Genomic DNA, 12,199 nt, shown 5'->3' with positions numbered 1-12,199 from the left:
GTGCGGGTGTGTAATGGCGCTGCGGCGCGGTCAGGCCACCGCCACGCGTTCGAGCAGCCGGTCAATCACGGCGTCGGCGGCCACGGCTGCGGCGTGGGCTTCGTACGACAGGATCAGCCGATGGCGGAACACGTCGTGTACCACCGCCTGCACGTCGTCGGGGGTCACGTGGTCGCGGCCACGCAGCCACGCGATGGCGCGGGCCACCTTGTCGAGCCCGATCGATCCTCGCGGACTCACCCCGACCTGGATCCACCGCTTCAGGTCGTCGTCGAATCGCCCCGCATCCCGCGTGGCCTGTACCAGCGTAACGATGTAGCGTTCCACCGGCTCGCTGACCGTCACCCGGTGAATGGCCTGCCGGGCGGCAAAGATGGCGTCGGGAGACAGGCGCTGTTCGCCCGCCTGCGACCCGTGCGGATTTGCAGCCCCACCGTCGTCCTCTTCGGCCCGGGCCAGCCGGATGATCTCGGCCTCGGCATCGGCCTGCGGGTAGCCGACGCTCACGTGCATCAGAAAGCGGTCCATCTGCGCCTCGGGCAGCGGATAGGTGCCTTCCTGCTCGATCGGGTTCTGCGTGGCCATCACCAGGAACAGCGGTTCGAGCCGATGCGTTTTGCCGCCGACGGTCACCTGCCGTTCCTCCATGGCCTCCAGCAGCGCCGCCTGCACCTTGGCGGGCGACCGGTTTACCTCGTCGGCCAGCACCAGATTCGCAAACAGCGGCCCGGGCTGGAAACGGAATTCGCCGTTGCCGCCGTCGGTGACGTAGATATCGGAGCCGGTGATATCGGCAGGCAGCAGGTCGGGCGTGAACTGCACGCGCGACAGCCGGGCGTCCAGATGCCGGGCCAGGCTCTTGATCGCCCGCGTCTTGGCCAGCCCCGGCAGCCCTTCCACGAGCAGGTGGCCGTTGGCCAGCAGGCCCAGCAGCAGCCGCTCGATCATGCGTGCCTGGCCAACGATCGACTCGCCCATGCGCGCCTGAAGCTGCAGGATGTCGTCGCGCGCACTCATCGTGGTCTCCTAGTGAACCGGGCGTCCGCCCGTGAACCAGTTGTAGTAGGGGTTGTCGGGGTCCGCGCGCATCACCGTGTCGATATCGCGCGCCCATTGCGCCCGGTCGCCGCGATAGGCATCGAGCCCCGCCGCGTAGAACGTATGCAGCGTGGCGCGTTCGCGGCGGATGTCCTGGTACAGCGCGTCGCTGGCGCCCTTCAGCGGCGGATCGGCGCTCAGGTCAAGCAGTTCGCGCAGCACCGGCGGAAAGTCCTGCCGCCGCACCCACCCGGCGTACTCGATTCGCGGCCGGTCGTCGGTCACGGCTGGCGCATCGCCCGCAAACCAGTCCAGTCCGGCACGATCGGTGACATAGGTGGCCAGCAGCGCGGCCGGTGACGCGATGCCCACCGCCCGCAGCGCCGCCGACACCTGGGGCTGGTCAAAGCGCGACGCGATGGCGGCCGCATCCAGCGTCATCGGCTGCAGCGATCCCACCAGCAGCATTTCGTGCAGTTCGGTCGTCCACAGCGTGGCATGCGGGAAGACGTCGAGAAAGCTCCGTACCAGCGACCGGGTGTCGTCGCGATTCTGCGTCGGCAGCGGCAGCCACTGGGCCACGATGCCCCCTGTTTGCAGCCGCGCGGCGGCCAAACGGTAGAACTCGCGCGAATACAGATTGACCACGCCGCTGGCCGACGGGGGCGGCGGCTCCAGCGTAATCAGGTCGTAGCGTTGCTCGCTCTGCAGCAGTTCGCGGCGGCCATCGCGCAGGCGGATATCGACCTGCGGGCTGCGGCTGACATCGAAATTGCCCTGGAACTCGGGCACCGCACGCACCACGGCGGGCAGCAGTTCCGCCACTACGCGCCGCTCAAGCCCCGGGTACTGCAGCGTGGCGCCGGCCGTGATGCCGGTGCCCAGGCCGATCACCAGCGATGCGCGGGGCGTGCCGTTGTGGACGATCAGCGGCAGCAACGCCTGCAGGCGCATGTAGCGCAGCGACGTCATCGTGTCGCCCGAATTCGAGACGCCCTGGATGTAGAGTCGATGAAATCGCTGCGCGGCGCGGCCCTGCTCCACCACGGCCACGGTGGCGCCCCGGCTTTCTTCGTAGAACACCAGATCGCCGCCGCGCGTCCGGGCCAGCAGCGCGGCGAGCCGGTCAGCGGGCGTGGCCACGGCAACGATCAATGTGACGACGGCCAGCAGCGGGATGGCAAGGCGGGCGCGGCGTCCGGTGCCGTCGCCGAAGGCCACCGCGAGAACGGCCACCAGCCCACTGGCGGAGGCGAGCACGCCGAGCGTATGGATCACGCCCAGCGTCGGCACCAGCCAGACGCCGGCCAGCACCGACCCCGCGATGCCGCCGAGTGTATTCAGCGCCAGTACGGCACCCACGCCCGACCCGGTGCGCGAAGGATCGACGGACAGGCGGACCACGTACGGGAAGGCGGCCCCCAGCAGCAGTGTCGGCACGAACACGATGCAAAGCGCCGCCACGGCGAAGCTGGCACAGGTGGCCACCAGCAGGTTGCTGGTGGCGCCCAGCACGCGTTGCGACACCATCTGCTGCGCGGCGGGCAGCCATTCGCCCAGCCAAGCGAACTCAACCAGCGCCACCAGCCCGGCACCCACGACCAGCAGCGCGAACACGCCCCACGGGTCTTTCGCGCGGTCCACGCGGCGGGCCACGACAAGGCTGCCGATCATCAGGCCGGCCAGGTAGGTTGCCAGCATCACGGCAAAGGCAAATGCTCGCGTGCTCAGGAACTGGACGATGGCCTGCGACCAGACCACTTCGTAGCCCAGCGCAATGGCGCCAGCCAGCGCGTACAGCGTCAACGCCAGCACGCGCTGTCCCGCTGCGCGTGGGGCGTTCGCCGGTGCGGCCGGTACATCGGCAGGATCGGTCAAGGAGGGGCCGAACCACCAGGCCCCCAGCGCGGCCAGCCCGTTGAGCGCGGCCGCCGCCAGTGCGCTGCCCGTCATGCCCAGCAGCGGAATCAGGACAAAGGCAGCGAGCAGCGTGCCGCCGATGGCGCCAGCGGTATTGGCCGCGTAGAGCCGCCCGCCATTGGCCCCCAGTGCCACACCGTCGCCGCGCAACGCACGCATCAGCGCGGGCAATGTGCCGCCCATGGCGATGGCTGGCAGCCCGACCAGTGCCAGCGGTAGCACCCATGCTGCGGCACCCGTCCGCAATTCCAGCCACGCGAACGGCGCGGCGGAACGGGCCAACGCCAGCGTCGCGGCAATGCCGAGCACGGCGATGGCCAGTTCAAGCCACAGGTAGAGACGCCAGGCCGATGCCGTACGGTCCGCCAGCCGGCCCACCGCCCAGCCGCCCAGCGCCAGTCCGCCAAAGAATGCGCTTACGCCGATGGTGACCGCATGTACGTCCACGCCCACCACCAGCGACAACTGCTTGATCCACAGCACCTGATAGACAAGGCCGGCCACGCCGGACAGACACAGCAAGGCCGCGGCCTGCCGGAGTCCGGCAGTGCCGCGGCGCGCCTGCGCCCCCGCCGCCGTTACTGCGGAGGCGGAGGCCGACGGCCGGCGTGAGACGCGTTGACGCTTCACGCCGGGCTCCAGCTTGGGATGGGCTGCCGTCACTTCTTCTGCTGCGGTTGCTGGACCTTGGCCATCTGGTCGGCCACCTGGCGCTTGATCTTCTCGCTGGCCTGGTCGATCGTGAAGCTGGCCGGCAACTGGCTCGGCGGGTAATCGACGAAGGTCTGCAGGAAGTTGATCGCCCGGCGGTTACCCTCGATAAACAGGTACGGGTTCTGCGTCTCCAGGTCGAAGTACCGGTTGGTCGGCCCCGTGTCGGCGCGTTCGTACGGGTCCATGCGCAGGTTGAAATACTTGGGCGCACGCAGGCACGTGAACGGCTCCTTCCACACCATGAACGACCCGTTCTGACGCTGCTCGCAGAACACGATCTTCCACGCGGTGGGCTGCGTCGCGCCCTGGGTCATTACGTCATACCGCATGGCCACCAGTTCGGCATCGTCATTGAAGTAGTAGAACTCGTTACGCGCGCTCTTGTCGGTCTGGCCCGTGAGCATCGGCAACTGGTTGTAGCCGTCCAGATGCACCTTGGCGTTCTTGCCGCCCAGGCTCGTGCCCTTCAGCAGCCGGTCCTTGACGTCGCCGTCGCCAGCCGCCGCCAGCAGCGTCGGGAACCAGTCGAGGCCGGACATCAGGCCGTTCGTCACGGATCCGGGCTGGATCCTCCCCGGCCATCGCACCATCGCCGGCACGCGGAACGCACCTTCCCAGTTCGAGTCCTTTTCGCTGCGGAATGGCGTGTTTGCCGCATCGGGCCAGGTGAAGAAGTTGGGCCCGTTGTCGGTGGTGAAGATCACGAGCGTGTCATTGGTGATGCCCGTGTCGTCCAGCACCTTGAGCAGCTTGCCCACGTTCTGGTCCATCTCCCACATGCCGTCCGCATACTCGTGGCCCTTGCCGAGCCCGGCCTTGCCCTCGTATTCGGGGCGCACGTGGGTGAACAGGTGCATGCGCGTGAAGTTCATCCAGACGAAGAACGGCTGCTTGGCCTGCGCCTGCTTCTGGATGTAGTTGACGGCCGCCCCCGTGGTTTCGTCGTCGATCGTTTCCATGCGCTTGCGGTTCAGCGGGCCAGTGTCCTCGATCTTGCCGTCCGCCGTGCTGTGCAGCACGCCGCGCGGGTTGTAGAACTTGAGGAAGTCGGGATTGTCCTTCGGCCAGTACGGGCGCTCGGGTTCTTCCTCGGCATTCAGGTGGTACAGGTTGCCGAAGAATTCGTCGAATCCGTGCTTGGTGGGCAGGAAGCGGTCCTGGTCGCCCAGGTGGTTCTTGCCGAACTGCGCCGTGGCATAGCCCAGCGGCTTGAGCGCCTGGGCGATCGTGATGTCGCGGTCCTGCAGGCCCACTGGCGCGCCAGGCAGGCCCACTTTCGACAGCCCGGTGCGGAATACCGACTGCCCCGTGATAAACGTCGACCGCCCGGCCGTGCAGCTGTTTTCGGCATAGTAGTCGGTCATCATCATGCCCTCGCGGGCAATGCGGTCGATGTTCGGCGTCTTGTAGCCCACCACGCCGTGGCTGAACGCACTGACATTGCCCAGGCCCACGTCATCGCCAAAGATCACGAGGATGTTCGGCTTGCCCCCGCGGCTGCCCTGCGCCACCGTGCCGCTGGCCGGCGCCGCCACCACCGGCGACGCGCCGGTGGCATCCGGTGCCGAGGCCACCGGCGGGGTGGGCGTGGTGGCCACAGGCGGCGGCGCGGCCGGCACCTGGGCGGCCGGTGCCGATGCAGCGCCAGGCGCCGCCTTGTTCTCGTCGGCCTTCTTGCAGCCAGCCACGGCCAGGATGGCGACAATCGCCGCGCTGGTGGCCAGCCTTGTCAGACGCGTTCCCGCTTCTGGTCTCATCGATAGCTCCCTCTGGTTTGGTTCAGGGCGTAAGGAGATTCTGGAAATCGACAGGATCAAGGCTGGGATGCCGGATAAACACGCGCCCAGTCCTGCTTCATGCTGATCACCGTCCAACCGCGCGTGACGGCTTCGTCCAGCGCCTTGTCCAGCTTGCCGACCCCCGACTTGCGGTCGTAGGCGAATTCGCGCTCGGCGTCGTCGTGGTGCACCAGCACGGCCAGCCGCTGGCCGGTGCCGGCCATCGTGTACTGCAGCATCTGCAGATCGCCGTCGGAATTGCCGACGGCCAGGATGGGCCGCCGGCCAATCTGCCGATAGATGCCCACGGGCTTGCCGGCGCCGTCATTGATGAATTCGAGCTTGGGGCCGCGCACCAGCGTGGGCTGGCCATTGCGCAGCTCGTATGTCACCGTCTGCGTGGACCCCACCACCTGCTCGGGCGGAATGCCGTACACGCGCTCGGACCACGGCCGCATGAACTCGATGGTGCCGCCCGACACGATGAACGTCTTGAAGCCATTGGCCCGCAGGTAGTTCAGCAGCTCGATCTGCGGCTGGAACACCAGGTCTGTATAGGGCCGGTTGAATTTCGGGTGCCGCGCGGTGTCGAGCCACGCACGGATCGTGCGGTCGTACTCGTCCACCGTCATCCCGCTGTTGGCCTGGGCGATCAGCGGCAGCAGGCGCTTTTCCTCGCGCATCAGCCCGGCCATGTCGTTCGCCATCAGTGCCTTGAAGGCCGGATTGCTATTCCATTCGGGATGCTGCGGCGCGGCGGCGCGAATCTGGTCGAGCAGGAAGAAGAACTGGAAGTACAGCGGCTGCTCGCTCCACAGCGTGCCATCGTTATCGAAGACGGCAATGCGTTCGGTAGGCGGCACGTACTGCGGCGTGCCCGGCCGGGTAACCGCCTCCACGAAGCGGACGATGGTCTGGCGCGCCGCGCCATCCCGCCACGACGGCAATGCCGCCGCGCCTGCCACATTGGCCGCGCCCGCCGGCTGCGCGCCAGCGGCGGTGTCGGCGGCGGGTGCCGACGCGCACCCGCCAAGAGCCGCTACCAGCACGGCCATGGCCGCCAGCGTCGTCAGGCCGGACGCCGCACGGTGAGCAAGCCGACAGCTTTCTGCCAAGGCAAATGGCATTGTGCGTTCCTCCTCGATTGTCCGGACGGATAGGGCCTACGGCCGCGCCGCCAGTGCGGGCTGTCGCCGTGCTTCGGCCCAGGTGCCGTCATCCATGACCAGCCGGAAGCCCAGGTGCGACATGCTCGTGTATGGATCTGTGCCGCGCCGCGCGCTGGGCCGATAGCTCAGGCAGAAGTCCTCGTTGCACAGGAACGACCCGCCGCGCGTGACGCGCTTTGGCGCGGACACCGGCACGCCCGGTTCGCTCGGATCCCACGAATCGGAGGGCCCGCCAGGGTTCTGCAGCACGGCCGTCGTCACGCGGGCTTCGCGGCGGAACTGGTCGGCCCGATACCAGTCGGCCACCCATTGCCACGCATTACCGGTCATGTCGTAGAGGCCGTAGCCGTTGGCCGGAAAGGTGCCCACCGGGCTGGTGCCCGCCGCGCCGCCCGCCTTGGCGCTGACCACCGGAAATGGCTGCACCTGCTGGCCTTGCCAGACGTTGGCCATCTGGCGGCCATCGGGAGCGAACTGGTCGCCCCAGGCATAAGTGGACTGTTCCAGCCCGCCGCGCGCCGCAAATTCCCACTCGGCCTCGGTCGGCAGGCGCTTGCCCACCCAGCGCGCGTAGGCCTGTACGTCCTCGTACGAAACCTGCACCACGGGGTGGTTGTCCTTGCCGTCGATATGGCTGCCGGGGCCGTTCGGATGCTTCCAGTCGGCGCCGGGCACAAAACGCCACCAGCGCCAGTACTCGCGCAGCGGTACCGGGCTGTTGGTGCCGACGAAGACCATGGCGCCGGCCACCATCGCGCTATCGGGCGGGCGCGGCGTGCCGGGCGGCAGCTGCACCTTCATCGTTTCCCAGTCGGGCGCGCGTTCGGCGGTCGTCCGGTAGCCCGTCGCCTCGACGAACTTGCGAAACTCGGCATTGGTGACGTGGTGCTGGTCCATCCAGAAGCCGTTGACGTGGACCTTGTGCGCCGGCCGTTCATTGGGCTGCGCCATCTTGTGATCGCTGCCCATCTGGAAGTCGCCGCCGGGCACATGGACCATGCCGCGCGGACCGTTCACCCCATCGCCCACGCGGAAGACGGGGGCATGGGCGCGCGCGTCCTTCGCGTGATACCACCACGTGCCGCCCGCGCCCGCCACGACCATGCCCAGTGCAAGCGCCGCCAGCCACACGCGTTGGCGCCACACCGGCGTGGCGGTGGCAATGACCCTGCCCTGCTGCTTCCGTCCCATCGACACTCCTTGCACGATACGACTCCATCACCTGATCCAGCCATCCCAGTATGGGCGGGGTCCCTGCCAGAGCGGAATGCAAACTTTTGGAACGTCGATGTGAATGATTTGTTATTTACGGGTTGAGCGGAGGCAGCGGCGATGCATTGCTGCGGCGCGTCTTGCCCGTGTGCGTGCCCTGTCGGCGTGGACGCCAGCCTCTGCGCCAACGCCACGCCGCGTAGCCCGCTGCCAGCGCCCCGCCGGCCAGCACGGCCGCCATCCGCCAGTCGAGCCAGGCAGGCAGGCGCATCGGCGCGCCACCCGTGGGCGCAAGGCCCAGCCCCGGCGCCGCACGTGCGACGTCGATGGTCACGGCCGGCGCGGACGACTGCGCGCGCTTGCCGGTGGCCGGGTCGTACCACGCCACGGAGACGGCCGGCAGCGTGTAATGGCCGCTGCCTTCGAACACATACGTCACCGTTTCCACGCGCCGGCCGCCCGTGGCGCCTGCCGGCTCGTCCCCAGTGGCCGCCACGCCGTCCTGCAGTTGCGGATCGGCGCGGAACTGCCGCACGCCGCGTGGCGCGGCCAGTTGCGGCGGCTCGATCATCATCGCGGGCGTGCCGGGGGCGAAGATCGTGATGGTGCGGACCAATGCATCGCCAGCCCGCAAATGGGCGTCCTTGCCGCTGATGGCCTGGTCGAAGGTCTGGCTGATATGGATGGGCGATGCCGGCAGCAGCGGCGCCGGGGCGGACGCCGGTGCGGCGTTGGCCTGGCTTGCGTTCCGTTGCCCGCCGGCATGGATCGTGGTGGGCGGCAGCGTCACGGTGGCGGCTTGCGGCTTGCCATCGTCGCCGGACCATGTGAAATGGATCTCGGGCGTCGGCAGCGTGAAATCGCCGCCGGTCTGCGGCGTGAACACGTAGGTCTTGCGGATGCCCGCATAGCTGGCCCCATCGATGGTTTCGGTGGCGTTCACGCCGCGCTCGTCGGGCATCGTGACCACGGCCCCGGGCACCTGCAGGGCCGGAAACGCCGGCGCCGACAGGAAGAAGTTCGGCGCCAGGATCGTCACCTCGATCTGGACCGACTGGCCAGCCACCACGGGCTGCTGGCCCAGCACCCGCACGCGCACCGTGGGCGCGGCGGCCTGCGCCACGCCGGACAGTATCAGGAGGAAGACGGCGAGCCAGCGCATCATCATGGCCGGGTCTCTGGCGCCTGCGCCTGCAGCGCGAACTTGCGCGCCAGCAGCATCGTGGGCGAGGTCTGGATCGCGCGCATCCACATGTCGGCGTTCTGCTGCACCAGCCCCTGCTGCATCCTGTCGCCCCCCGGCGGCGGCGGGGGCTTGCTGGGGTCAAGTTCGATCTTGTCGGGCTTCAGGTCGGGCGGCTCCTCGTCGCCCTTGTCGTTCTTCTCGGCCTGCTTCTGGCGCTCGATGGCCTGCTGCATCAGCGCCAGGTTGCGCTGGGCGGGCGCCCAGCCGGGCCGTTGCTGCAGTACCAGCCGGTAACGGGCGGCCGCCTCGGGGTACTTGTTCTGTCGCGCCAGCGCGTTGCCAAGGTTGTACTGGGCGTCGGGGGTGCCGATCTGCTCAAACGCCCGTGCCGCATCGTTGAACTTCCCGGCGCGGTAGTACGCCACGCCGCGCCACATCGGATCATCGAACAGCGTGGCCGCCGCCGCGTAATCGCCACGTGCGAAGGCGCGCCGGCCTTGCTGGTCGTGGGTGAGCCAGAGATCCACAAAGTGCCAGCCGCGTGCCGGCGGGCTGGACTGGGCCCGCACGTCCGCCGGCGGCGCGGCCACCAGCGCGGCCAGCGTCAGCGAGGCCATCCAGCGGATGGTCCAGCCCTTGCGGAACCAGAGCAGCGCCAGCACGGCAATCGGTATCGTGAGCGGCCAGCCGGCGTCGTGCCAGCGCAGCGTGTCCTGCGCACTGCCCTGCTCCACATGCGACTGGACGTGGCGCTGCACCCAGGCCACGTCGTCGTCGCTGTCGGAGGTCAGCGTCGCCACCGGGACGCCGGTGTCGCGCAGCCGGTGCAGCGCCGCAGCATCGAGCCCCGGCGCCGCGCCGTTCCCCGCCTTCAAAGGTCCGCCTGCCGCCGTGCCGATGGCCAGCACGACGATCTGCGTGCGCGGGTCGCGCTGCCGCAGGGCGGTCGTGGCGGCAGGCTCCACGCCATCGGTCAGCAGCAGGATGGTGCCGGGCACCGGCTCCTTCGACAACGCTGCGCCGATGGTCTGGACCGCCCGCGCCGTATCCTTGCCCGGCACGGGCATGATGGCCGTCTGCAGCGCATCGACAAAGGTCTGCAACAGCGCCGCGTCGTCGGTCAGCGGCAGTACCGGATGGGTGGAGCCGGCGTAGGCATAGAGCGCCGTGCGCCCGCCGTCGCGATGGGCCAGCAGCGCCTTGATCTTGAGTTTGGCGCGTTCCAGCCGCGTCGGCGTGACGTCGATCGCGTCCATGTCGGGCGTCAGGTCCACGGCAATGGCCAGCGGCGCCTTGTCAGACAGGAACGGCGGCCGCTCGCGTTCCCACGTGGGACCGGCCAGCGCAATCGCTCCCAGCGCCAGAGCCAGCGCGGTCATGTGTACCGGGCGCACCGGACGATGGCGGCCTTCGCGTACCACCAGCGCATCGAGCAGATGTGGCGCGATGGTCCCTCGCCATCTGCGCCGCACATCCCTCTGCCGGCGGACGGCCCAGGGCAGCCACACGGCGGCAATCAGCACAAGCAGCCATGCGGGCCGCAGGAAATGGAACTGCGCCAGCGCGTGGAACCCGTCGCTCATGCCGAGGACTCCTTGCGTCCGTCGGGCACCGCCGCGCGTGCCACGGTGTATGCGTAGACCGCCATGGCGACCTGGTACGCCAGTACCAGCAGCACGGCGGCGCCCAGCGGCCACATGAACAGTTCGCGGCGCGGGCGCCAGCTCAGCGTCTTTTCCTTGTGCGGCGTCACGCGGTCCAGCGTGGCATAGATCGACGCCAGCGCTGTCTGGTCCGCGCCGAAGAAGTAGCGCCCGCCCGTGGTGCCGGCAATGCGCTGCAGCGTTTGCAGGTCTACCTTCTGCTCGCCCGTGGCGGCAGGGTCGCCGATGCCCACCGTGTGCACCACCACGCCGCGCGTGCGGGCGATGTCGGCGGCTTGGGCCGGCGGCATGCGGCTGGCCGTGTCATTGCCGTCGGTCAGCAGGATCAGCACCTTTTCGGCGGCGTGGCTGCCGTCGAACATCTTGATGCCGAGCCCGATGGCATCGCCCAGCGATGTACTGGCGCCGGCCATGCCGGGCACCATGTCGTCGATCAGCGTGCGCACCAGCGCATGGTCGAGCGTGAACGGCGCCAGCGGATAGGGTGCATCGCCAAACACGATCAGGCCGATGCGGTCTCCGGGCCGGTGGGCCACGAAATTGCTGACCACCTGTCGTACGGCCTGCACGCGCGCTTCAACCACGCCGGAAGGGTCCTTGAAGTCGCGGGTGTCCATCGACTGCGACAGGTCCAGCGCCAGCAGCAGGTCGCGCACGGGCTCGCTCTTGTAGACCGGCGGCTCCAGGTATTGCGGCCGGGCAAGGGCCGTCACCACCAGGGCCCAGGCCAGCGGCGCCAGCAGATGCTGCATCAGGTTGCGTCGTGGCACGTGGGCGCCTGCGGCGGGCTGGAGTCCGGCCGCGCTGGCCACCTCGCCAAAGAACGGCAGCCGCACCGAGGCGCTGGTTTCGCGGTACGGCGGCACCCGCCACCACACCAGCAACGGCAGCGGCAGCAGCGCGAACAGCCATGGATAGGCAAACGCGATCATGCCGGCGGCGCCTGATGTTCTGCGATCCAGCGGCGGCAGGCGGCAACGGTGTCGCGGCTCTGTTGCGCCGGCCAGCGTCCGAGCGCCGCGCGGTCCAGGTATTCGGTTTCGATCAGCATGGCCAGGGGTGGCACGGCATCCGCTGCCTTGCCGGCATGGGCCAGCAGGAAATCGCGCCACGATGTGCCGGAAAGCGCCGCCACGGTCTCGCGCGGCCACGCGGCCAGCGCGGTGCGCTTGAGCAGTTCGGCCAGCGCCAGCAGCGCCTGCGCGCGATCCGGGCCATTGGCGTCGAGCCTCGCCTGCAGGCGTCCCAGTTCCTTGATGGCGGCGCGCCGATAGCGATTGGCGCGCCAGTGCCGCCACATCCGCCAGCCCAGCCACAGCAACGCGCACAGCGCGCAGATGCCGACCACGAGCCAGCCCGCCGTCTGGGGCCACCAGGATGGCGGGGGCGGCGCGACGATATCGGCCAGATCGTTCACCGTGCGAGTCCTCCCGTGACAGTCGGAACATCCCGGGCCGGGCCGGACCGACTGCATGCGGGCAGGTTACGCCGTGACCGGCGGAAACCGAATTCAGACTT

Annotated in this window: 9 protein-coding genes; all 9 read right to left on the bottom strand. The window is 68.9% G+C overall.

Annotated features, from left to right (window positions below):
- Positions 1–30: 30 nt before the first annotated feature.
- The gene (locus tag BLQ58_RS18285) at positions 31–1,017 is read right to left on the bottom strand and encodes an AAA family ATPase (RefSeq protein ID WP_092600878.1); all 987 of its coding nucleotides are present in this window, start codon (positions 1,015–1,017) and stop codon (positions 31–33) included.
- Between the two features lie 9 nt (positions 1,018–1,026).
- The gene (locus BLQ58_RS18280) at positions 1,027–3,480 is read right to left on the bottom strand and encodes a fused MFS/spermidine synthase (RefSeq protein WP_254776022.1); all 2,454 of its coding nucleotides are present in this window, start codon (positions 3,478–3,480) and stop codon (positions 1,027–1,029) included.
- Positions 3,481–3,617: 137 nt separating this feature from the next.
- Positions 3,618–5,429, bottom strand: a complete 1,812-nt coding sequence (locus BLQ58_RS18275; protein ID WP_092600876.1) for an arylsulfatase — start codon at positions 5,427–5,429, stop codon at positions 3,618–3,620.
- A 56-nt stretch (positions 5,430–5,485) separates the two neighbouring features.
- Positions 5,486–6,505, bottom strand: a complete 1,020-nt coding sequence (locus BLQ58_RS18270) for an HAD family hydrolase (protein WP_254776021.1) — start codon at positions 6,503–6,505, stop codon at positions 5,486–5,488.
- Positions 6,506–6,613: 108 nt separating this feature from the next.
- On the bottom strand, positions 6,614–7,810 hold the full coding sequence (locus BLQ58_RS18265) for a formylglycine-generating enzyme family protein (RefSeq protein WP_092600872.1): 1,197 nt from the start codon (positions 7,808–7,810) through the stop codon (positions 6,614–6,616).
- A gap of 115 nt (positions 7,811–7,925) precedes the next feature.
- The gene (locus BLQ58_RS18260; RefSeq protein WP_092600870.1) at positions 7,926–8,999 is read right to left on the bottom strand and encodes a BatD family protein; all 1,074 of its coding nucleotides are present in this window, start codon (positions 8,997–8,999) and stop codon (positions 7,926–7,928) included.
- Positions 8,996–10,600 (bottom strand): vWA domain-containing protein, encoded by a 1,605-nt coding sequence (locus tag BLQ58_RS18255; protein ID WP_092600868.1) that lies wholly within the window; start codon positions 10,598–10,600, stop codon positions 8,996–8,998. Before BLQ58_RS18255 ends, BLQ58_RS18260 begins: the two co-directional genes overlap by 4 nt.
- The gene (locus tag BLQ58_RS18250) at positions 10,597–11,613 is read right to left on the bottom strand and encodes a vWA domain-containing protein (RefSeq protein ID WP_092600866.1); all 1,017 of its coding nucleotides are present in this window, start codon (positions 11,611–11,613) and stop codon (positions 10,597–10,599) included. The genes BLQ58_RS18255 and BLQ58_RS18250 overlap by 4 nt, the downstream gene beginning before the upstream one ends.
- The gene (locus BLQ58_RS18245) at positions 11,610–12,098 is read right to left on the bottom strand and encodes a DUF4381 domain-containing protein (RefSeq protein ID WP_092600864.1); all 489 of its coding nucleotides are present in this window, start codon (positions 12,096–12,098) and stop codon (positions 11,610–11,612) included. Before BLQ58_RS18245 ends, BLQ58_RS18250 begins: the two co-directional genes overlap by 4 nt.
- Positions 12,099–12,199 lie beyond the last annotated feature (101 nt).

Source organism: Ralstonia sp. 25mfcol4.1 (genome assembly GCF_900104095.1).
Taxonomy (GTDB): Bacteria; Pseudomonadota; Gammaproteobacteria; order Burkholderiales; family Burkholderiaceae; genus Cupriavidus.
This window is presented reverse-complemented; position numbering and strand designations above follow the sequence as displayed.

Excerpts from the sequence above, each read along its gene's own strand:
- BLQ58_RS18285 (WP_092600878.1), bottom strand. The coding sequence starts at position 1,017 with ATGAGTGCGCGCGACGACATCCTGCAGCTTCAGGCGCGCATGGGCGAG.
- BLQ58_RS18275 (WP_092600876.1), bottom strand. The coding sequence starts at position 5,429 with ATGAGACCAGAAGCGGGAACGCGTCTGACAAGGCTGGCCACCAGCGCG.
- BLQ58_RS18270 (WP_254776021.1), bottom strand. The coding sequence starts at position 6,505 with ATGGCCGTGCTGGTAGCGGCTCTTGGCGGGTGCGCGTCGGCACCCGCC.
- BLQ58_RS18265 (WP_092600872.1), bottom strand. The coding sequence starts at position 7,810 with ATGGGACGGAAGCAGCAGGGCAGGGTCATTGCCACCGCCACGCCGGTG.
- BLQ58_RS18260 (WP_092600870.1), bottom strand. The coding sequence starts at position 8,999 with ATGATGATGCGCTGGCTCGCCGTCTTCCTCCTGATACTGTCCGGCGTG.
- BLQ58_RS18255 (WP_092600868.1), bottom strand. The coding sequence starts at position 10,600 with ATGAGCGACGGGTTCCACGCGCTGGCGCAGTTCCATTTCCTGCGGCCC.
- BLQ58_RS18250 (WP_092600866.1), bottom strand. The coding sequence starts at position 11,613 with ATGATCGCGTTTGCCTATCCATGGCTGTTCGCGCTGCTGCCGCTGCCG.